General features: G+C 23.7%; 32 protein-coding genes and 1 riboswitch. Of the genes, 8 read left to right on the forward strand and 24 right to left on the reverse strand.

Going from position 1 to position 21,885, the window contains the following annotated elements; genetic code table 4:
- Positions 1-80: 80 nt before the first annotated feature.
- From AACK81_RS04535 to AACK81_RS04550, 4 genes are all read right to left on the reverse strand, one after another.
- The gene (locus AACK81_RS04535; RefSeq protein ID WP_338960132.1) at positions 81-2,372 is read right to left on the reverse strand and encodes a cation-translocating P-type ATPase; all 2,292 of its coding nucleotides are present in this window, start codon (positions 2,370-2,372) and stop codon (positions 81-83) included.
- A gap of 215 nt (positions 2,373-2,587) precedes the next feature.
- A complete protein-coding gene (locus tag AACK81_RS04540) occupies positions 2,588-3,088 on the reverse strand; it encodes a hypothetical protein (RefSeq protein ID WP_338960134.1) in 501 nt (166 codons plus the stop codon).
- A gap of 179 nt (positions 3,089-3,267) precedes the next feature.
- Positions 3,268-3,882, reverse strand: coding sequence for a ribosome biogenesis GTP-binding protein YihA/YsxC (gene yihA / locus AACK81_RS04545; RefSeq protein ID WP_286640905.1), 615 nt, complete (start codon positions 3,880-3,882; stop codon positions 3,268-3,270).
- A 69-nt stretch (positions 3,883-3,951) separates the two neighbouring features.
- Positions 3,952-4,152 carry a hypothetical protein gene (locus tag AACK81_RS04550; protein ID WP_338960138.1) on the reverse strand — a complete coding sequence of 67 codons (201 nt, stop codon included), beginning with the start codon at positions 4,150-4,152 and terminating at the stop codon, positions 3,952-3,954.
- Between the two features lie 178 nt (positions 4,153-4,330).
- Between AACK81_RS04550 and AACK81_RS04555 the strand changes: the two genes are divergently transcribed.
- From AACK81_RS04555 to AACK81_RS04565, 3 genes are all read left to right on the forward strand, one after another.
- On the forward strand, positions 4,331-4,465 hold the full coding sequence (locus AACK81_RS04555; protein ID WP_338960140.1) for a hypothetical protein: 135 nt from the start codon (positions 4,331-4,333) through the stop codon (positions 4,463-4,465).
- A gap of 69 nt (positions 4,466-4,534) precedes the next feature.
- Positions 4,535-7,087, forward strand: coding sequence for a magnesium-translocating P-type ATPase (gene mgtA, locus AACK81_RS04560; RefSeq protein WP_338960142.1), 2,553 nt, complete (start codon positions 4,535-4,537; stop codon positions 7,085-7,087).
- Complete coding sequence (locus AACK81_RS04565; RefSeq protein WP_338960143.1) at positions 7,069-8,250, forward strand: amino acid permease; 1,182 nt, start codon at positions 7,069-7,071, stop codon at positions 8,248-8,250. The genes mgtA and AACK81_RS04565 overlap by 19 nt, the downstream gene beginning before the upstream one ends.
- Positions 8,251-8,275: 25 nt before the next feature.
- Here AACK81_RS04565 and AACK81_RS04570 read toward each other — a convergent pair whose 3' ends face one another.
- From AACK81_RS04570 to AACK81_RS04650, 17 genes are all read right to left on the reverse strand, one after another.
- Positions 8,276-8,524 carry a hypothetical protein gene (locus AACK81_RS04570; RefSeq protein ID WP_338960145.1) on the reverse strand — a complete coding sequence of 83 codons (249 nt, stop codon included), beginning with the start codon at positions 8,522-8,524 and terminating at the stop codon, positions 8,276-8,278.
- Between the two features lie 102 nt (positions 8,525-8,626).
- Entirely contained in the window at positions 8,627-9,487 is an 861-nt protein-coding gene (locus tag AACK81_RS04575) for a hypothetical protein (RefSeq protein ID WP_338960147.1), read from the reverse strand.
- Positions 9,488-9,496: 9 nt separating this feature from the next.
- The gene (locus AACK81_RS04580) at positions 9,497-10,549 is read right to left on the reverse strand and encodes a hypothetical protein (protein WP_338960148.1); all 1,053 of its coding nucleotides are present in this window, start codon (positions 10,547-10,549) and stop codon (positions 9,497-9,499) included.
- A gap of 2 nt (positions 10,550-10,551) precedes the next feature.
- Positions 10,552-10,743: a hypothetical protein gene (locus AACK81_RS04585; RefSeq protein ID WP_338960150.1), complete on the reverse strand. Its 192-nt coding sequence runs from the start codon at positions 10,741-10,743 to the stop codon at positions 10,552-10,554.
- Between the two features lie 9 nt (positions 10,744-10,752).
- Entirely contained in the window at positions 10,753-10,950 is a 198-nt protein-coding gene (locus AACK81_RS04590; protein ID WP_338960152.1) for a hypothetical protein, read from the reverse strand.
- Positions 10,951-10,952: 2 nt separating this feature from the next.
- A complete protein-coding gene (locus tag AACK81_RS04595) occupies positions 10,953-11,141 on the reverse strand; it encodes a hypothetical protein (RefSeq protein WP_338960154.1) in 189 nt (62 codons plus the stop codon).
- Positions 11,142-11,289: 148 nt separating this feature from the next.
- Positions 11,290-11,550 carry a hypothetical protein gene (locus AACK81_RS04600; RefSeq protein ID WP_338956747.1) on the reverse strand — a complete coding sequence of 87 codons (261 nt, stop codon included), beginning with the start codon at positions 11,548-11,550 and terminating at the stop codon, positions 11,290-11,292.
- Positions 11,551-11,584: 34 nt separating this feature from the next.
- The gene (locus AACK81_RS04605; protein WP_338960156.1) at positions 11,585-11,785 is read right to left on the reverse strand and encodes a hypothetical protein; all 201 of its coding nucleotides are present in this window, start codon (positions 11,783-11,785) and stop codon (positions 11,585-11,587) included.
- Between the two features lies 1 nt (position 11,786).
- Positions 11,787-11,975: a hypothetical protein gene (locus AACK81_RS04610; RefSeq protein ID WP_338960158.1), complete on the reverse strand. Its 189-nt coding sequence runs from the start codon at positions 11,973-11,975 to the stop codon at positions 11,787-11,789.
- On the reverse strand, positions 11,975-12,100 hold the full coding sequence (locus tag AACK81_RS04615) for a hypothetical protein (RefSeq protein ID WP_338960160.1): 126 nt from the start codon (positions 12,098-12,100) through the stop codon (positions 11,975-11,977). The genes AACK81_RS04610 and AACK81_RS04615 overlap by 1 nt, the downstream gene beginning before the upstream one ends.
- A 16-nt stretch (positions 12,101-12,116) precedes the next feature.
- Positions 12,117-12,536 carry a hypothetical protein gene (locus tag AACK81_RS04620; protein WP_338960162.1) on the reverse strand — a complete coding sequence of 140 codons (420 nt, stop codon included), beginning with the start codon at positions 12,534-12,536 and terminating at the stop codon, positions 12,117-12,119.
- A 1-nt stretch (position 12,537) separates the two neighbouring features.
- Positions 12,538-13,395 (reverse strand): hypothetical protein, encoded by an 858-nt coding sequence (locus AACK81_RS04625; protein WP_338960163.1) that lies wholly within the window; start codon positions 13,393-13,395, stop codon positions 12,538-12,540.
- 105 nt (positions 13,396-13,500) lie between these two features.
- On the reverse strand, positions 13,501-13,695 hold the full coding sequence (locus AACK81_RS04630) for a hypothetical protein (protein ID WP_281749008.1): 195 nt from the start codon (positions 13,693-13,695) through the stop codon (positions 13,501-13,503).
- A gap of 49 nt (positions 13,696-13,744) precedes the next feature.
- Positions 13,745-14,032 carry a hypothetical protein gene (locus AACK81_RS04635; protein ID WP_338960164.1) on the reverse strand — a complete coding sequence of 96 codons (288 nt, stop codon included), beginning with the start codon at positions 14,030-14,032 and terminating at the stop codon, positions 13,745-13,747.
- Between the two features lie 199 nt (positions 14,033-14,231).
- A complete protein-coding gene (locus AACK81_RS04640) occupies positions 14,232-14,372 on the reverse strand; it encodes a hypothetical protein (protein WP_338960166.1) in 141 nt (46 codons plus the stop codon).
- A 68-nt stretch (positions 14,373-14,440) separates the two neighbouring features.
- Positions 14,441-15,295 (reverse strand): rolling circle replication-associated protein, encoded by an 855-nt coding sequence (locus tag AACK81_RS04645; RefSeq protein WP_338960168.1) that lies wholly within the window; start codon positions 15,293-15,295, stop codon positions 14,441-14,443.
- Positions 15,296-15,463: 168 nt separating this feature from the next.
- A complete protein-coding gene (locus AACK81_RS04650; RefSeq protein ID WP_338960170.1) occupies positions 15,464-16,510 on the reverse strand; it encodes an energy-coupled thiamine transporter ThiT in 1,047 nt (348 codons plus the stop codon).
- Positions 16,511-16,570: 60 nt separating this feature from the next.
- A riboswitch (TPP riboswitch) is annotated at positions 16,571-16,658 on the reverse strand.
- A gap of 201 nt (positions 16,659-16,859) precedes the next feature.
- On the opposite strand from AACK81_RS04650, the gene AACK81_RS04655 reads away from it, so the two are divergent.
- Complete coding sequence (locus AACK81_RS04655; protein WP_338960173.1) at positions 16,860-17,366, forward strand: hypothetical protein; 507 nt, start codon at positions 16,860-16,862, stop codon at positions 17,364-17,366.
- Positions 17,350-18,087 (forward strand): hypothetical protein, encoded by a 738-nt coding sequence (locus AACK81_RS04660; protein ID WP_338960175.1) that lies wholly within the window; start codon positions 17,350-17,352, stop codon positions 18,085-18,087. The genes AACK81_RS04655 and AACK81_RS04660 overlap by 17 nt, the downstream gene beginning before the upstream one ends.
- A gap of 603 nt (positions 18,088-18,690) precedes the next feature.
- Here the strand turns inward: AACK81_RS04660 and AACK81_RS04665 are convergent.
- From AACK81_RS04665 to AACK81_RS04675, 3 genes are read right to left on the reverse strand one after another with little or no spacing between them, the layout of a single operon-like run.
- Positions 18,691-18,930, reverse strand: a complete 240-nt coding sequence (locus AACK81_RS04665) for a hypothetical protein (protein ID WP_338960177.1) — start codon at positions 18,928-18,930, stop codon at positions 18,691-18,693.
- A 54-nt stretch (positions 18,931-18,984) separates the two neighbouring features.
- Positions 18,985-19,761 carry a hypothetical protein gene (locus AACK81_RS04670; protein ID WP_338960179.1) on the reverse strand — a complete coding sequence of 259 codons (777 nt, stop codon included), beginning with the start codon at positions 19,759-19,761 and terminating at the stop codon, positions 18,985-18,987.
- Positions 19,712-20,518 (reverse strand): ABC transporter ATP-binding protein, encoded by an 807-nt coding sequence (locus tag AACK81_RS04675; protein WP_338960181.1) that lies wholly within the window; start codon positions 20,516-20,518, stop codon positions 19,712-19,714. Before AACK81_RS04675 ends, AACK81_RS04670 begins: the two co-directional genes overlap by 50 nt.
- Before the next feature lie 173 nt (positions 20,519-20,691).
- On the opposite strand from AACK81_RS04675, the gene AACK81_RS04680 reads away from it, so the two are divergent.
- The 3 genes from AACK81_RS04680 (at position 20,692) to AACK81_RS04690 (ending at position 21,811) form a co-directional block, all read left to right on the forward strand.
- Entirely contained in the window at positions 20,692-21,069 is a 378-nt protein-coding gene (locus AACK81_RS04680; protein WP_338960183.1) for a hypothetical protein, read from the forward strand.
- A 192-nt stretch (positions 21,070-21,261) separates the two neighbouring features.
- Positions 21,262-21,522 (forward strand): hypothetical protein, encoded by a 261-nt coding sequence (locus AACK81_RS04685; RefSeq protein WP_338960185.1) that lies wholly within the window; start codon positions 21,262-21,264, stop codon positions 21,520-21,522.
- A gap of 73 nt (positions 21,523-21,595) precedes the next feature.
- Positions 21,596-21,811 (forward strand): hypothetical protein, encoded by a 216-nt coding sequence (locus AACK81_RS04690; RefSeq protein ID WP_338960186.1) that lies wholly within the window; start codon positions 21,596-21,598, stop codon positions 21,809-21,811.
- The last annotated feature ends 74 nt before the right edge of the window (positions 21,812-21,885 follow it).

Below are 21,885 nucleotides of genomic sequence, written 5' to 3' on the forward strand. Positions count from 1 at the left end.
CTTCATTTTGTCTAGCCATTTAAATTCCCCCTTTTAAAAAATTAAAGTACTTTTTTATTTATTATTAATTTATATATTATCTAATATTTATATTTTCTTCATTTAAAAATTAATGAATTTCCAACAACAGTTATATCAGAAAGAGCCATTGCAATTGCAGCCAACGGTGGAATAATAAATCCGGCAGCAGCTAATGGAATAATGATAATATTATAACTAAATGCTCAAATAAAATTCATTCAAATATTATTTTTAGTTTTTTTAGTTAAAACAATAGCCTTATAAACAATACTAATATCATTATCAAGAATAGTAATATCACCAATTTTTTTAGCAATATCACTACCAGAGCCCATTGCAATTGCTAAATCAGATTGTTCTAAGGCAATAACATCATTAATACCATCACCAACAAACGCTACTTTTTTCCCTTTTGCTTGTAAATCAGCAACAATTTGTGATTTACCTTGTGGTGTAACATTAGCAAAATATGTTTCTATCCCAACGCGATTAGCAATAGCAAGTGTTTGTGATTCATTATCACCACTAATTAAAATAACCTCAATTCCCTGTTTTTTAACTTTTTCAATTGTTAATAATGCATTTGTTTGTAATTCATCTTCTAAAATAAAAATATTAGTAACAACTTTATTAATTGCTAATGCCAATACTTTCTGGCTAGGAGTAACTGTTTCAAAATCAAATGTTTTTAGAAATGGACTAAATGGCATTTTTGCTTTTTGTAAATTTTCAAGTGATGAAATTTGTAATTCTTCAGTTTGATATTTTGCTTTAATACCAAAACCAATTTGTTCTTTAACCTCGGTAATTGTCAATGATTGTCCAACATTATTAGTATTAGAATATAAAGAAAAAGCTAAAGCCAAAGGATGTGTTGAATGCTTTTCCATAGCAATTGCCTTATTAACATGTTTTTCTTGACCATAAATTTTAGTAATAACCAAATTACCAGTAGTTAATGTTCCTGTTTTATCAAAACAAATGGTATCAATCTTAGTAATTTTTTCAAAAGCACTAGCCTTATTATAAATGATTCCTATTTTTGCTGCTTTATTAATTCCAACAGCAACTGCTAATGGTGTTGCAATTCCTAATGCACAAGGACAAGCAATTATTAAAGTTGCAATTGCAATTTCTAATGATTCTTGCACACCATTACCTACTGCAAAATAACGAATAAGAAAAACTAAAATGGCAATTAAAATAACAGTTGGTGTAAATCACCCAGAAATTTTATCAGCCAATTTTTGTAATTTTGGTTTCTGAGATTGTGCATCTTCAACTGCCTTAATAATACTTGCTAATACTGTGTCTTTACCAATTTTAGTTGCTTTCATCCTAAAACTATCACCAACATTATTAGTTCCACCAATTAAATTTTGGTTAACTTGTTTCGTAATAACTTGCGATTCACCAGTTAACATTGATTCATTAATAAATGCTTCTTCACTAATTAATTGACCATCAGTAGGAATATTTTCACCTTTTCGAATAATTAAAATATCATTTAATTGTACATCTTCAATATTAATAAAAGTTTCTGTTTTGGTATTATAATCATATTTTAAGATTGATTTTGGCTTTAATGACATTAAACTTTCTAAGCCACTAGTAGCCCTTTTCTGTGCAACAGCACTAATTAAATCACCAAGTAAAACAATCATAATAATTGAAGCACTAACTTCAAAATATAAGTGTTCGGTTTTATTAATTATCATTAAATAAATAGAAAAAATAAATGCCGTTGTTGTTCCTAGTGCTACTAAAGTATGCATACCAGGTCATTTTTGTTTAATTAATTCTCGATAAATACCAATATAAAATTTACGACCAAAATAAAATTGAATTGGAATTGCTAGTGCAAGTTGAACATAAGGATTACGTAAACTATCAAAAAATGAAGTATTAGGTATCATAATTAATAATAATGGTAATAACAATATTCAACCAATAATAAGTTCAATTAAATCACGTAATTTAACATTATGTTGATGATTATGATGTTGTTCTGACATATGAGATTGATGTTGTTCACTACTATGACTACTATGATCATCTGTAATATCTTTCATATCAACTTGGTGACTCGTTTTTATATCTTTAATCTCAGTTTCAAACTTACAAATTTCATATCCTAAATGATGCATTGCTTTTTTAATTTTTTTTTCATTTCAAAACTTAGGTTCATAACTAAATTGTGCTTTTTTAGTAGCAAAATTGATACTAACAGTAATACCATCTTCTTTAGTAAAATGTCTTTCGATAACACTAGCACAAGAGGTACATGAAACATCTGACAGTACTGCTCTACTAATAACAAAATTATCATTTATATCACTTGTATTATTCATATTAACTTCATCTCCTCAAATTTTAATATTTTAATCTTTTTTATTACTTTTTAACACACAATATATACAAAAATAAATTATACACATTTTAATGTTAAAAAATATTAAAAACACTAAATCCCCAATCATGTTATTGGGGATTTATTACCTTAAAAAGTAATTAAAAAGTAATATATTTATATTATAACATAGACTACCTTAAATCTAAAATTTCATTATAAACTGGCCATTTTCTTTGATTCTATTTTTACTTCAATTTGTGAATCTATATTATTTATAGCGGTTTTTTTATCTGCAAACTTATCATTGTCAACTTCAATTTGTCTTCTTTGTTTTTCATCAAATTTTTTTGCTGCATCTATGCCAAAAATAATAGCACCACCAACAGGAATAAAAACAGGTGTTATTACAGCATTGGCAATCCCACCAATAGCAGCAGCAGTTATAATATCAGTTTCTAATTGTTCTTCAGAACGGTTACTAACAGCACTGACACCACCCGCAACAGTAGCAGCAACTAAACCGCTCATTTGAGCAATAGGATTAATATACAAAGCACCAACAGCAGTACCAGTAGCAACACCTTTAGTCACTTTTATAATTTTTGCGGTTGTTCGATGTTTTGTTTTAAATTCTTTTCATTTTGTAGGTTTTTGTTCTACATTTTCTTCTGATTTTGCTTCAAGATTTTGTAAAATTTCATTTTTTATAGGCATTTCTTTTAATCTTCCTTTCAAATAAAAACTCATTTATTTTTATCAAAATAATGAGTTAAAAACTTATATTAAGTTTAATTATTATTATATTCTATTCTATACTGAATATTGATATTTTTAATAAATATATACATATTAAACAACTTTTATCTTTTTTTATAGCAACAAATATTATACTATTAAGTTTCTACTTCAACTTCATTAGTATTAACATCATCTGCTAATTTACTAATTACTAAATCAATTCCTTGTTTACTAATACTAGAAAATAAAATAATAGGAGTATTAGTGCTAAGTTTTAAAGTTGATAATATTAATTTTTTATTTTTTACTAATTGACTATTTTTCACTTTATCAACTTTAGTAGCAATTAAATGAATTTTTAAATGATAATGTTGTAAATATTCCAACATATCAATATCATCTTTACTGGGTGCATGTCTTAAATCTAATAATAAAAAAACTGCTTTTAAATTTTTTCGTGACTGAAAATATTCATCCATCATTGTCGCAAATTGGATTTTTTTTTCATTTGATACTTTAGCAAAACCATAGCCAGGAACATCAACAAAGCGACAAATATTATTATTAATTGTAAAAAAATTTAGCATTTGTGTTTTACCAGGTGTTTGTGAAACTCTAGCTAACTTACCATTATTACAAATTGTATTTAAAAATGTTGATTTACCAACATTACTGCGACCAACAAAACAAAATTCAGGAATTTCATCCTGCGGCCATTGTTCTTCTTTAATAGCACTAGTTAAAAATTGTGCTTGCTTAATTCGTTCCATTTTTTACCTCTTATTCAAAAATATATTATAATTAATAGTTAAGATTTAAACTAATTATTATTTATTATTTTAATTTTTATTAATATTAATAAAATTAGTAAAATGAATATTATCTAATGGCCATATACCAAAACCAAAAAATAATACAGCCAAAATGATACCACCAACAATAATATAAATAGCAAGTCATTTTATAATTTTAAATAATAACATAAAACTAATAATAGCAATAGCTATTATAATAATACCAACTATTACAAATGTATTCATGTTTACCTCCTATTATTTTAATTATTAAAGTAACACGTAACATTAATTAATAATAACATAAAATAAATTCGAATATTTTATAGTAATCATCTTTTTCTTAAAATTATATAAATTAAAAAAAGTTATCTTTTTAAAGAGAAACATGTTAAAATGTCAAAGGATAAAGGAGAGTGATATCATGACTGACAGCGATTCCGTTTATAATAAGAAAAATAATACTAATTTAAAAATTAGTAATTTTAAAAGTGTACTTTTAAATAAAGATTCAGTTAAATATTCTCCTGGTATTTTTACTAAAAAAATATTTTTTTAGCGTGTTAATAAATTTCTAAATCCTTATTTAAAAGTCTTAAAATAAGAAAAATAAGGAGGTAAAGAAATTATGAAGATTTTTTTAAACAAAATTTATTTTAAATTACAATTTAGTTTTAAAAAACCATTAGTTTACACAAATGGTGATTATATTAAACAAATTGCACATTTTAACCAAAAACAATTACTAAAAAATTTAGATTTACATAATTTTGGTCTTAAAACAGACCAAATTGAAATAAGAAGAAAAAAATATGGTATTAATACTTTAAAAAATACAAAATTTAATTGAATTTTAGAATTTTTAAAAGCATATTTTGGATCATTCAATATAATTTTATCAATTATTACTATCTATAATTTATTCTCATATTTTACAACAAATGATACTTCAATTTATTCATTGGTTGCCGCTATTATTGTTGGAACTATGATTTTATTAAGTGGAACCCTAATTTACATTCAATCAATACGAGCTTTTTTTATTACTAAACATTTAACAATTTTGGTCAAAAATACAACTACTGTTATTCGTAATATAAACATTAATCAAATTACTAAAGAAAACTCAATTAAAATAATTAAACAAGCACAAGAAATAAATGTTAATGAATTATTACCAGGTGATTTAATTTATTTATCAGCGGGTGATTTAATTCCTGCTGATTTAAAAATTTTATTAAGCAATGATTTATTTATTAATCAATCATCATTAACAGGAGAATCACTACCTGCTGAAAAACACGCTATTAACGATCCTGCATATCAAAACTTATTTGATTTACAAAATATTTGTTTTATGGGAACAAGTGTTGTCTCTGGAAGTGCAATTGCTATTGTTATAGCAACAGCTACTAACACCTACTTCGCTACTATTGCTGATACAATAAATAAACAACGTCCATTAAGCAGTTTTTCCAAAGGAATTAAACGCGTTACTTTAATGTTAATTTGCTTTATGCTAGTAATGGTACCCATTGTGTTAATTATCAATGGTCTTTTAAAAAACAATTGACCTGCAGCATTTATTTTTTCAATTTCGGTTGCTGTTGGTTTGACTCCTGAAATGCTACCAATGATTGTTACCTCTAATCTAGCGCGAGGTGCTAGTAAAATGAGTAAACAAAAAGTAGTTGTTAAACAACTAGCTGCTATTCAAAATTTAGGTGCAATTGATATTTTATGTACTGATAAAACAGGAACTTTAACTAATGATAATATTGAAGTAGTCAACCATATAACATTGGATAATAAAACAAATAATGACTTAATTAAGTTTATTTATTTAAATAGTTATTTTCAAACAGGAATAAAAAATCCAATGGATAATTCAATACTTGAATTTGGAGAAAAAAACAAATTAAAAAATATAAGTAATTATTATCAAAAAATTGATGAAATTCCTTTTGATTTTAATCGTCGTAAATTAACAATTGTTTTAGAAGATAAATTAAATAATAAAAAATTAATTTGTAAAGGTGCAATTGAAGAAGTTATTAATACATGTAATCGTATAGTTTATCAAGATAAAGTAATACCATTAAATTCTGATTTAATGAAAATGGTTAATAAAAAAATAACAAAATTAAATGAACAAGGATTACGTGTCTTAGATGTCTCATATGAAGATACAAATCTTACTAATAATAAATATAATGAAACAAACGAAAAAAATTTAATTTTTCTTGGTTTTGTAACTTTTCTTGATACACCAAAACCTACAGCAACAAAAATGATCAAATTGCTAAAAACACATGGTGTTGATCTTAAAATATTAACTGGTGATAATGAATTAGTAACAAGAGCAATTTGTAATCGTGTTAATCTAGAAATTAAAGGATTAATTTCTGGTGAACAATTAACTGGCCTAACTGAATATGAATTAAAAAGAATTGTTGAAAATAATAATATTTTTGTTAAACTAAACCTATTACAAAAGGCAAAGATTATTCAAACTTTAAAAAGTAATGATCACGTCGTTGGTTTCATGGGTGATGGTATTAATGATGCTTTAGTATTAAGAAATGCTGATGTTGGAATTTCTGTTGATAATGCTACTGATATTGCAAAAGAAGCATCAGATATCATTTTATTAGAAAAATCATTATTAGTTTTAGAAAAAGGTATTATTGAAGGTCGTCGCATTTTTGGTAATATTTTAAAATATATTAAAATCACGATTGCTTCTAACTTTGGTAATGTCTTTAGTGTGCTAGTAGCATCAGCATGATTTGCTTTTGCACCAATGTCACCAGTACAATTATTATTTCAAAATTTATTATATGATATTTCACAATTTACAATTGCCTTTGATCGTGTTGATCCATCATTTTTATTAAAACCACAACGCTGAAATCCAAAAGGAATGTTACCATTTGCTTTTATTAATGGACCTATAAGTAGCATTTTTGATATCTCTACTTTTGCAATTTTAGGATTTGGATTTGGTGTCTTTGGTAATCCTTCTGCAGAAAATATTAATATGTTCAACTCAGGATGATTTATTGAAGGTTTATTAACACAAACATTAATAGTACAAATGTTTAGAACTGAAAAAATTCCTTTTATTCAAAGTCGTGGTACTTGATTGGTGGTATTATTTCAATGTTTAGAATTAACTTAAACCAATTATCATTTTTTTCTTGATTACCTGATAGATGATCTAATTTATTTATTGATAGTTTAGGAATTATAGTTTATTGTTTGGTTACAAGTTGTATCTATTTTGGATTAAGAGGTTTTCGTTGATTTGTTAATATTTCAGGAATCATTAAATGACTGTCAACTTGTTTTTTGATTATTTGTGCCATTATTCTGGTAATCAAAAACGGCACTATAGTTTATCAACAAGCATTTGTTGGTACTAAACATCTTCATTTTACAATTAATATTTTTAATAATGCTTTTAGTAATTTTTTCTACTTTTTCCTTGGTTTTGAGACCTTTACTGTTATTGGAAAAAATGTTAAAAATCCTAATAAAAATTTAGGTAGGGGAACAATTATTGTCTTATTTTTGACAACTATTTTTTATTTAATGATTACAATTTTAATTATTGGTGCCATCAGTTCGCAGGGACCTAATGGTAATAACGGATGAGCAAATGGTGGTAATAATTATAACCCAAATAATGTTATTGCTGGCATTGCTGGTACAACGGGTATCATTTTACTAGTTATTTGTACTTTATCAATTAAATTGAATGGTGTAATACAAGTAGCGCTATATTCTGGAGCTATGCTACAACCATTAGCCAAAGAAGGATACATTAGTGAAAAAATAGCCAAATTAAATAAAGAAAATATTGCAATGTATGGTAATACTATTAATTTTATAATTACAATTATAGTTTGTATTATTATGCTAATAATTCCGGATTTAATTGGAATTAGTTTTAATTATAACCAAATATTGGGATTTACAACTAATATAACAATCTTTGTTTATCTTTTTGTTATAGCAGCAACTTGTGTTATGGGTTATTATAAAAAAATAAAAATAAAAGTTATTGAATGAATTATGTTTATTATCTGTTTATTATTTTTAATTAGTCAATTCATTATTTTTAATTATAATATGATTCATGATTTAGTAAGCAACAAAGGAATCATATTAATTGCAATTGCGATTAAGTTTTTAATGTTTTGAGTATTTATTATAATTGCTACTATTATTTATTTTACTTATTATAAACCAAAACTAAAACAAAGATTAATAACAAATCCAGAATATCAAAATCAATTAGATAAAGAATTTATTTTTAATTCTCATCTAGTAGTTAATTAAAATATTTAAAAATTATATTATCTTATTATCATCAAAAATAAACTAAATGAGTTGCTGGTTTTTTACAAAAACAAGTACCAGTAGTAGTTGTACTTTTTAATTTAGCATATGCTTGAAAATGTTCAGATCAACCAATATCAATTGTATGTTGAGCATGTTTTCCTAATTCAATTGCTGCTAATACAACCTTTTTCTCATTTAATGCTTTATTCATTAATTTAATATCAGCATCCATAATAATAATATCTTCTTTGATTATTTCATCATTTTTCATTATAATCACCCTTTCTACAAGTATATAGGGACTTCGTCCCTCGCCACTACGTGGCTCACCCAAATTATAGTCCCAGTAGGTTCACTGGGACTATAATCATTTTTATTTATCTTTATTTTTAGGTTTATCTTTTTTCTTTAAAATATTATCCAATTTATCCAATCCAGCAGACTTAATATCGCTATAAGTCATATCAATACTACTTGCTTCTTTAAGGTATTTTTTAGGTGACAATTCACTTTTAAGTTCATGCACATAATGTAAAGCACGTGAATTATACCTTTTTAACCAGTGTCTAGGAAAAAATAAAGTCATAGCCATTGCTTCACCACTATAACTTGGAGGCATAATACCTCGTTTAATCATTTTCTTTGTTCTACGACGTGAAAATACTACTTTATTATAATCCTCAATATTAATATATAAATTAAGATTAAATATAACAATAAAACCCAAAAAACGCATACGTTTAACTTGAACAACATACTCAACTTTTTCTCTTGCTTGTACTGGTATTCTATTAGGGTGTTGTTCAATCAAATACATTGTACCATTAAACATGTGACCTATTAACTTACAAAATTGTCCTAAACTTTCTTGTTGATTTTTAAACTGTACTCCTAAATCATTAGAATTTATTTTTAATACTAATTCATCTAAAATTATTAAATCTTGTTCCTCAAAAGCATAATTACTTGCTAACTGATTAAAAGTAAAAACATCGTTATAATTAACCAAATAAGAATAACCAGTCTTTAACTTAATAGGGAAAGGACTAACTACTCGTTTCTTATGACTTTGTGCTAAACAACAAGCAAGGGCAGATTTGCCAGTCCTTGGAGGTGCTGAAATAATATAACTACCAACTCGTTTTAAAATTTTAAGATTACGAATAGTTATAAGAATTGGATAAATAATTATAATCAAACCTATAACTAATAACACATAACCATATCAAGGCATAATAAACTCCTAACCTATAATTAAACTAATTGCTCTAACAAATAATCATAAAGGTATAATATTTTCTATTCCACTAACAATATCAACATTTAAAGCAGTACTAATCGTATCTGAAAAAATATGTCATAATAAACTATCTGTTGTAAAAAGAAATTGTCTTAATGGTTCAACTGGTAAAACTTTACCAACAACACCATAAAGTACTCATCTAAAAGCATTACGCAAATGACCAAAAACATCATATCAACTAACACGTTCATACTCAGGGTTAAAAGGACTATTTGGTGGGAATGGTGTTACTTTCTCACTTGAAAAAATATTAATTTGACCAAAATTTAACCGTGGTGACATATGTGAAAATGAATCACCATGAACATCAAAAAATACTGTTAAATGTCTTAAATTTGGAACACGAATAGGCATAGTAACAAAATTATATAAATCTTGCTGATAAATATCATTATCAACCTTACCTTTAAAAACATACTTTGTATCACCAACATTATCTAAAAAACTAAAAACAAAATTAGCAGTAAAAGTTTTAAAATATTCATATTCAAAATAAAACATAAAACCTTGAATATAAAAACTTAAAGGTTTATCAATTTCAAAATTTAACTGTGTTTGAAAATTTATAACTCTCCTATCATTATTAACAAAATTCAAACGATTAGTATTCTTTTCTGTAACATAATTATGATTAAACATAATACGTGAAAATTCATCCAATTGTTTTCTATTAAAAGTATAAACACCAGACCCCATATTTATCTCTTGTGACGGAACACCAATTGTATCACTATAATAAGAACATATATAAGTACCCTGATTACCAATAAATTCACCACTTACTAATTTTAAATCCGGCTGGTCAACATCAAAATAAGCAGAATTTCATGGAATTGTTGCTCAATCATTAAAATTATGATACTTAACATGTTTAACCATTTCTTTTGTAATATCATAATTAACAACATTAGGGTCATTTGAAGCAATTAAACTAGTTGGTGCTTGAACAGAAGTATTTACAACAAAAAATAATTTAGCAAATTTAAATCACATAATTATTTACCAAACAAACATCTTAAAACTCATCATAAACCATAAAATATAATAAATCCAATAAAAAACTGCGTTCCATAAACTACTAAATTTCATAAAATAGTAGTAAATTGGTCAACTGGACTTCCTATAAACATAGTTCAATAATCAACTATACATTGATATATTTTATTGTAAATATCTCAAACACTCATATTTAACACCTACCCAAACAATGACCTAAAAATAAATTTAATACTACGATAAATAAAATTAAAAAATACACCTAATACCAACCAAAAAGTCAAATTAAACAAAATATAAACTTCATCAGTAATATTAGTTTGATTTAAAAATATACCAATATCATTACTAGAAAATATAAAAATTAAATGCAATATACTATTAACAAAATCACTCATAACTAATTACCTACAAACTTCCCTTTTTTATTTTCAACACCCTTAGCCTTATTTCTTAAACGTTTTCTTTCATGTTGTTTAGCAATTTGCTTACCAACAAATTTTGAACTACCTTTAATATTTTTGTAACTTTTCTTTACAGTACCCGATGTAGAAACTGGCTGAATATCAATATTTAAAAAAACTGACATAGCAAACTTTATTAAAAGAATAAAAACACCAAAAAGTACCCAAATTAAAACCTAAATCTGCCATTGGCAAATTTCAAAATTTCATAAAAATTTGTCCAAATAGTTCTAAAACTTTTGAAATAAAAGCAACACCCATAATAAACTACTCCTATATTATTTTTAATAATTTTAAAATTAATGAAAAAGTAAAAAGTACTAAAATAATTGCTAACAATGGTGCTGGCATTGAAACTATTTGTTGTGAACTATCACCAAAAATAAAACTTTTAATAACCAAAGACAAATTATGTAAACCAGAAAAATCAGTAATATAACTTTGTAAAATATTTTGCACAATATTATTTAAAGAAGGTAAAAGTTTACCTAATAAAGGAAAAACAAAAATTATTGCAAAAAATAATTTAATCATAACTATTACCTCCTAAAAACAACTTTAATTTTTTCTATCTAAATCCACGAATAATATGTCCAATAAATTCTTTAATAAATACTAAGACCATCATAAATATTGGAATTAATACCGGTCAATTTGTCATTATAAAATCACCCGCAAATACTCAATTAAAAACATAACTAAAAGATTCTAGTAATTTTTGACCAATACCTCCAATCATTTCTATTAAAGCACTTAACCCTTTTGGCATACTAATCACCTCCCTCCTCTAATTCTTTTCTTGCTCTTTCTTTACGTTTTTGTTCTTTACAATATCAACAATCTGGGTCAACTACATTGTGTTTTCTATGTTTAAATTTTCAAACTAACTTTTTAATAGTACCTTTAAAAGCCCAAGAAGTACCAAGCACAGCAATTATCACAACTATTCATTTAACCATTATTTTCTACCTCCTAAAAAACTATCAAAACTCATATTTTCATATAATCTTTGGTCAAAATTTCTTTTTGCCTTTTTCTTATGCAACTTTTGTCTTGACATATTTTTTCATTTATCTTTTTTCATAAAATTAATTCACTCCTTATAAAATAAATGTTCTTATAGTTTTATTTTGTTCATTATTTCTTAAATTTTCATTATTAATTTCTAATAATTTACTTTGAAATTCTAATGTTTGTTTTAATTCTTTTACTTGATTATTTAAATTTAGAAATTTTCTTTCTAATTTTTGTTTTTCATATCTTTTTCTTTCAACTTTTAAATCATTCTTTTTAATAAATTTATTTTCTTTTCTCTTAAAAACTCAATTTGTTATTTTATTTTTAATATTATTTCATGGAATACCAATATAACCCACAACAATACCAATTAAAATAGATACTGGTTTAATTGCAACAATTCCTAAAACTATAATGCTAGGAATTAATCCTAAAAATATACTAAATGTAATACATCCAGTTAATACCATAAATTTTAAAATTCATCACATATATATTTTCACTTTAAACACCACCTAGTGTATAAGCATAAGAATAATCCCAGTTTAAACTTGCTCTATCTAAATTAATCTCTGACATACTATCATCATTTAAATCAATATCAACCATACCGTCATCTGTACTTTGATAATGATTAACACTGCCATTAATTAATCTTGCTCTTTCATCAGTAAACACTTCTTGTAATTCTGTATTATTATGTGTATTTCCTAATGGCAACAGTAAAGTATTTATAATTTCACTTGCTCCGACAATAATCGTAGGAATAGCAAAATAATTATTAAAATTATTATTAATACCCATAGCAACACCACTACTAATCAAACAACCACCAGTACCCATATTTGCTATTTTACGTATAGTTTCAAATCTATTAGGTATTAACTCAGTTAAACCACTAATAACATTCGCTATACCAAAACTATTTAAAGATATATAAGTATCTCAATCTACAAAATAATTATCAACTACTGGTTTAGGTGTTGGTATTGGAGTAGGAATTGGTGGCTCAGTAGGGCAAGGTGGTCAAAAACAAGGTTCATCTCTTAATAAAAAAGTTGACTTATTTACATACTGAACAAACTTAGCATAATTAATTAAACCAATTGTTCCTAATCCTAAAAATATCTTTTTATAACTATTAATAACTTTATTTCTAGTAGTTGGTCTTTGATTAATATTCCATATATCAATTCCTAACTTTTTACTAAATAACAAAGAATTAATAGAACCTAAAATTGGGTCTTTTAAATATTGACCATAATAAGCACTAACTCCAACCATAGCACTTAATGGACTTAATCCAGTTCTTAATATTTTAGGTAAAGTATAATTACTAGTTTGTTCTAACTCATTAGGCATAAATAAAACTCCTTACTTTATATACTAATAAGGAGCATATTTATACTAATTAGAGTAAGGGGCAAAAATACACTAAAAAGTATATATATGCCCCTTATTTAATTTTTAATTTTCTTTTTGTTGTAATTGTTCTTTTTGTTTAACCAAAGCAATATTTAATATACAATTTGGACAATAATATTTCCCAGTATATAAATTTTGTAAAACTCTTTTAGGACAAATTACTTGGTCGCAAAGTTTGCATACATACATTGCTAAATGAAAATGTTGTTGACAAGCACAATTATTAATTTTTGACATAACTTAAATCCTTTAAATAATTATTTACCAATTACCCTATAATAAATAACTATTTAGTTTTTAAATTATGTATGTCAATTATTTTTGCTTCTCATGTTATTTCAACATCATAATAAGAACCAAGACTTAAATTCATTTTAGAAAGTTTAGTAAATAATTCACTATCATGTAAAACTCATTTATCCTTAGATTTTTCACCAGTTGATATTTTAATACCTTTATCAGTAACATAAAACGACGAAAAAATAAGTACATCATAATTTTTGGACTTACCACTTTTTTCATCTTTAATTACTTCATTACTTCTAATTTTTGTCAATTGACAAAGAAAATACATTTTATTAACCTCCTAGGAATTAGGTTATATTAATAACCAGATTAATAATGTGGGTAATTAACATTATTAATTATAATATAACATAAAAATTAAAATTTACAACAAAAAAACGCAAAAACATAAAGTTAAATTCCTAGGTAAAACCTTACATTTTTGCTATTAACCATTATATATACAAGTATTTTCTTTAAAAATCATATTAAGATTTAACAGTTTGAACTTTTTTTTCACGTTTATCACCATAAATTAAAGTTTTAAGCATAAAATGAAATGGAATTCAAATAATGGTCAAACATAAAAATATTGAAATACACATAATAACTCTTTTTAAAATATTCATTTAAGTACAACTCCTTTCTTAAATAAATATATCAAAAATAAAATTTTAAAAAACAATTAAAATATAATTTAATGTAAATGTAAAATTCTAGGTACACGCTTAATTGCATTCCTAAACCTAATACTATCAATTGAGATATATTCATCATAATCTTTAAAATTATCACCAAAAACAGTAGTATCAAAACTACCACCAAAAAGTATAGTACGACCCAAATTATCAATTTTCTTTTTAAAAAATTGTGTATGTAAAGCATTAATAGAAGCGTCAATTAAACGTTGATATAACATTATCTTTTGGCCTTTAACTACTTTTGGATTAGAACAATTACGAGAAAAAGCATAAGCACGAACACCTAAATCATACTGATTTTGAGATTTTATATCATTTTGCACTTTTACAACATATTTACTTAAATACTTAACTATATTTTCATTAGTACCTTTTTTAACAACTCTTACATCATTAAAACCAAATGGTCATCATTGTGGCAACATACTTTTATGTATTTTTCTATTAAATAATATATGAAAGTGAATAGCACCACGCTTTTGATATTCATAAACATACATATATTTTAACTCACCTAAATATTTAACACGTTTAGGGTTATTTCATCAACGCTTTAAACGTTTGAAGAATATAGCAATATCATGTTTTGCTTTATTAATATCTTGCATATTTTTAGCATAAGTTAAAGTAACAAAACTTAAAACTTTTGAATTATAAAAATTATGATACGCTTTATGTATTAATTTTGTTTTAGTACGAATAGTACTATTACGCAACTTTTTATTATTAATACCTAAATTTTTAATACCAATTTCATTACGCTTATTATTTAATATAGCACTCATAGGTAAAATTATATTTTTAACATAAGCACCATAATAAACTTTTTTAATATAAAAATTTTCTTGCATATATAAAACTCCTAGGAATTAATTATAATTTTATATATTTTAATAACAAAATAATCATAACACAAAAAACAAAATAATTAATAAATTATCTTGCGGTGAATTATGTTACTTAATTCAATTAATATTATAACGCTATTTAAAAAAGAAATAGTAATTACAATTACTATTCTAACGATATCTTTCTACATAGTGACTAACTAAACCACGATAAATAAAAGGTATTGTTAATTGCATAATTGGATAAGTAAACAAAAAAATATGAATAAAATTGTAAACTAATGAGTAAAAAAGAGGATTAAATCCTGATCAAATATTTTTACTTCCGTCAGCATTAGTAATTTGTGATCAAATAAAATATCCTGCTATTGTTTGTCAAAAATAAATAATTAAACAAACTAAAAAACAATGTAAAAAATAATTAATATAAGTAAAAATTGATTTATCAGCTTTTAAATTAAAACGTAATAATGAAATAATAGCGGGCGTTGTCATTGGCAAAAAATAATCTAATAAATAACTTCAAGCATTAATAACATAACCACCACCAATAAATAATAATGACATTAAAGCACTAATCATACCCGTTAATCATCCACCTGCAAAGCCAATAATATAACTAATAACCATTAAAGGTATATATTTAATAGCAATACCGCCGCCGTATGGCATTTTTGGTAATAAATTTTGTTCAATAAAAGCACAAGCAATATTTACACCAGTAAATAAACCAATAATTGTATAATCAATAACTAATCATCGTTTAATACCAAATGCAAATTTAAAATTAGTTCATCATCTTGTTTTTAAAATGGCAAAAGTTTCTTCTTTTTGTCATTGATAATGTTTAATTCAATTAAAAATTAATGCAATGGGATTGATACTAAAAATTGATAGTAATGTAACAATAACAATATTTTTATGCATATCTTCTATTTTAACTGTTCATGTAATAACAGATAATAAAATTGATGAAATTAATAATAAACAAAGAATTAATATTAAATAAATTTTACTGCTATAAAATTGTCAACCAATAATAGTAGTAACTTTAAAAAAGTGATTAATACTACTAGCAGGTAAAATACTAATAATAACTGTTAATGTTAAAAGAGTAATTAAACTAAAAATGGCTGATGCTTTAATTAACATTCCTACCCCCAGTTTGCTTTTAATTTTATTATAATTGATAGTTGTTAATAGTTGTTCTTTAAACATAATAAAATGATAACTCCTTTAATTTATCTTACATAACAAAAAGGAGTTATCATTTTTTAAAATATAAAAAATAAAGTCTCCCTCCGCTAGTACTAACTAGATCAGGTTATAGGGTATTTCTCAGGCAATGCCACCCCTGCTTTATATAATATATGCAAATTAATCCATATTTACTACTATTATAACATTCAAAATATTTTTTTAAATATAAAATATATTTTTTATGATTTTTAGTTTAAATTAAAATTTGTTCTATTTTTATTTGAAATTTATTTGAAAAAAAATAAAATATATTCACTTCTTAAAAATAAGAAGTTATTGGGAAAAAATAAAAAGGAGTTTTTTAAATATGAAAAAGATATCAACACTAATTACAACAACAATTTTAGCAATAGCAAGTACAAACAGTTTAAATACCTTATTTATCAATAACACAAATAATAAAATTAAAACAAGTATTAAAAATGAAAATAATAATTGAAAAATAAATGAAATTAAGTCTTTAACAACTGATAGAAATAGAAATATTTATGCACTTGCTAATAATACTGTTTATAAATGTTTAGCAGAACAAACAGAATTCGAAAAAATTATAGTACCTAAAGAATTTGCTAATGGTAAATTTATAAAAACTGATAAAGATAAAAATACTTATGTAGCAACTAATAATAATATTTATAAATGTCTTGCAACACAAACATATTTTCAACAAATGATAGTACCTAAAGAATTAGAAAATATTAGATTTTTAAAAATTAATGAGAGAGACGGAAATGTTTTTATAATAGCTAATAATAGTATTTATAAATGTTTAGCGGGAGAATGAGAATTTAAAAAAAATGACATTACCAACTAACATTAATTTTCTGAGTCACATAAGTATTGATAAATATGGAAATATTTATATCACTGCTAATAATAATCTTCATGTTCCTTTTGCAAATAGTATTTATAAGTGTTTAGAACATGACAACGAATTTAAACAATTAAATATAGATACAAATAAAGAAACATTACAAATTTCTCTTTTAACAACTGGTAAAGATGGACACATTTATGTAATTGCAAATAATAGTATTTATAAATATCCAGCAGAACAAACAGAATTTATAATAATAAGTGAACATTGAGGAGTACCTGTTAATGCTATTTTAGTAACAGATGAAAATGGAACTATCTATATTGCAGATAATAATAATATTTATAAGTATTCAGTAAAAGAAAAATACTTTAAGAAAATAAATAATTCAGCAATAGATGGAATAATCAAAAAAATAATAATAAGTAATAAAAATATTTATATAATAACTAATAATAACTCTGCAATAAATAAAGTTTATAAATTTGATTTTTTACAATCAAATTTTATTGAAATGAAAGTGATTGATAATGATACATATGATGTTAGTAATATTACTTTTGATAGTAATAAAAATATTTATGTTTTAACTATTAATGGCATTTATAAATGTCCAACAAAACAAACAGAATTTAAAAAAATGACAAAAATATGATGAAAAACAACAGAATTTCATTTTAATAACAGAAGACTAACTGATATAAGTTATTGAAAATAGACTAGAAATAATTCATTTATCCATACATTTGAATGAAATACAGAATATGGTTTACCAATTGATTATCAATATATTACTTTTTTTAATGAAAATGGTACAGAAGATTATGTAGATTCATCTTATAGCTGAGGCGATACAGGATATCCAACTATTAACATTAATCAAGTTGTTAAAAATCTAAATTTTCAAAAATATTTAATAAATGCAAAAGTAACAAAAAATGGACCTATTAACCCAGCAAATTTTTGTAATATTATCATATGTAATAATAAAGAAAATTTCTTACTTGCCAGTTTATTAATAACTATTAAATTAGGGTTAACTTTTTATGAAGAAAATGGAAAATGATTTTTTCAAATCATCATTGCTCATTATGGTGAAACATGAGGATCTGAAAGTGGAGGACAAATTAAAACAATTTTAGGGAACGGTTTTCGATTATACTCATAATTTATTTTTTAAATATTCATACTCCTTTAAAAATAAATTTAAAGGAGTATTTTAATAAACCTATTATTTCAAAATATTGTTAATATATAAAAATCTAATTATTTATAAAAAATAATTAGACTATAAATTAATAAAAATAAGTAAGTTATTATATTAAAACATTTTCAATTTTTGATTTAAATTTGAAACATTTTCCAAATATTTATTTTCTAATTGATTTATTACTTTAGTATTTAACTTATCACTTTGTTTTAAATAGTTTTGTTGAGATGCAACTTCTGATAATAGTTCTAAATTTTCAAATTTATTTTGATTATCTAATCATGCTTTAACTTTATCAAAATAATTAATTGGTTGTTCATCAATAACATATTTTCTTATATTTTTAGGCATTGTATATTTTCACTCCTTTGTTATTTTATAATTCATTACATACTTTTATAAAAATTAATCAAATCATTTAAATAGTTTTCAAGTTAAATAATAAATGCCACAACTAATAAGATTTAAGGCAATAAATATACCTACTAAAATACCAACAACAGCACCAGCACCAATACTTGAAACTAATCCTTCACCAATAAGACTAGCTAAAAAGTAAGTTAAAATAATTAATGGCGCAACAATTAATAAACTAGTAAATAAACTAACAATTGCTTGTCCAGTACGACTTTTAATAATAACTGACATTAGCAAAGCAATACTAGTAATAGTAATAGAAAAAAATAATGTAAATAAAATAATAATTAATAATTGTCAATTAAAAATGGAACTAATCATTCCAGATAAAGGAACAACATAACCAATAATAATAATACCAATAAAAATAATAATATCAGAAATTAAAACTAAAGCTAAATTAAATATTGATGTTATAATAATAAACTTGGTTTTGCTAATTCTTGTTAAACCAATGCGGCGATAAACTACGCTTTGTTTTAAATCTAGTAAAATAGCTAAAAAAGTTTGAATTGAAAAGGAAGCAGTTTGTGTCAATCAAATAATCAGCAAAATAAATCGTCCAATATTTTTACCAGCAGGTGATGATAATATTTGATTATTTCCACCAATTGATGCACCAATAAAAATCAATGGTGAAACGAAAACTGAAAAAATAATAATTGAACGATTACGTTTTAAATAACTTCAAAATAAATTAAGAAGAGATCAATCATTATTTTTGTTTTTTAAGGTGTTTTTTTCAAGACTTAGCTCATTTTTCATTATTTTCCCCTCCTAATCTTTTTAATAACGCTTCGCTATCATACATACCTATTTTATATTCTTTAAATTTAGTTTTAACATATTCTTCAATACTTCCATATTCTTTAACAACAGTTTTAACATCATTTATACTAATAATTAAACCTTCAAACATGAAAATAATTTGTTGACAAAAACGTTCAATTTCTTGCATATTATGTGAAACAATCAATACTGAAAGATTAGGTTTAATAAAAACTTCTTTTTCTAATAATTCATAAATTCGCTCACGTACCTCTAAATCTAATCCCGTAGCTAATTCATCTAAAATTAATAAATCTGGTTCAACAATTAATGCTAATAAAATATTAATTTTTTGTTGTTGACCGCCCGATAAAGTAATAATAGGTTTATTAATAAATGCTTCAGCGTCCAAATAGTACAATAACTTTTGAATGTCTTCAACAGACTTATTTAAACGATAAGCTCTCATATAATATTGGGCCATATCTCAACCAGTTAGACCACGAGGAAATTTAGTTTCTTGTAATTGCATTCCTATTTTTAAATCAGGTTTAATATTAATAGTACCTGTTGTTGGTTTACGAAGTTGGGAAATCATTTCACATAATGTTGTTTTTCCAGTACCATTGGGGCCAACAATACCAATTTTGGCACCAATAGCAATATTCAGACTAACATTTTTAATGACTTCATTACTATCATAGTTTTTACTGACATTAATGATTTCAACATTATTTTTTTTATCTTTAATCATAATTACTTCCTTCCTATAACTTTATAATTTTATCATAATTACTACATAAATATTACTTGTTTTTTAAGTTATAAAAATTAAAATATTATATAATATATTGTAAACTTTATTAGGTTTTTACTCATTATTTTCATAAAAAGTAAATGAGTTTTTATTTTTAAAAGGAGAAAATTATGAAAAAAAATGCACAAAAAAAAGAAATAAAAAAATTAAAAAAAGAGAAAAAAGAATTAGAAAAAAGTTTGAATCCATTTAACAAAAATTTTAGTCTTAATAATAAAGAAAAGATATTGAAAGAAATTGCTTTAATCAATGAAAAAATTGTTAACTTAAAACAAAAATTATTAGTAGATTATGAAGAACATTTAGATGAAATTGAAAATGGAAATCTAGAATTTAATTTTAACCTTCAACAGTTAAATAATGAAGATCAATATTTAAAAGATAGTACTTTTCTAATAACTAATGATGATATAAATAGTATAAATTCAGAAGAATTAATTAATATGCAATATGGTAAAAAATGTTGTCCACCATGCACAATTTTTTAATTTTAAATATTTTTATATAAAAATATAAAAAAAATATTAATAACAACACTTTTACTATTTATAATTTAATTTTTCAATTATAAAATTAAAATAATATATAATATAAAAACAAACTTGATCAAAGTTTTAACCCATTACTTTATTTTAAAAGTAAAGGGTTTTTTTATTTTTTAAAAGAGGAGACATTAAAAAATGGATATTAATGATTTAGAAAGAGAAGTTAACTTTATAGCAAATAATTATCATATTATTAATCTTTATTTACATTTTCCGATTGAAACTTATAGTAAAGATTACAATGATATTTTTGACTTTTGAGAAAATAATAAAAAAAATACTCAAAATCATTATCAATTTTTAAATAAAAAAATAAAAACTTTAGAATCCTTAAAAAAATTAGAAAATAATTTTATAAATTCAATAAATAACCTATCAAAAAAAATTAGAAAATAATTTTATAAATTCAATAAATAACCTATCAAAAAAATTAAATAATAAAAAAATAAATAAAAAAATAAATAAAATAATGAAAATACTTACTATTGGATTATTTAATTGAAATAAAAAAATAGAAACAAAAATAACTATTTTAACAAAAATTAAAGAAATTAAACAACAAAATTTAGTAAAAATAAATGAACTAATATTACGAATTAACAAAAAAAATATAATTAAAAGTGTAAATTCGGAAATTAATTTTTCTGTAACAAATAAAAGCAAATCAAATTTATCACAAATATAAAAAAATTTTATATAAAAAAAGTAAATACTTGTTTTTAGTATTTACTTTTTTAAAGTTATAGTTATTAATAATTT

The sequence above is a fragment of the Spiroplasma endosymbiont of Lasioglossum villosulum genome, assembly GCF_964020195.1.
In the GTDB taxonomy this organism is placed as follows: Bacteria; Bacillota_I; Bacilli_A; order Mycoplasmatales; family VBWQ01; genus Spiroplasma_E; species Spiroplasma_E ixodetis_A.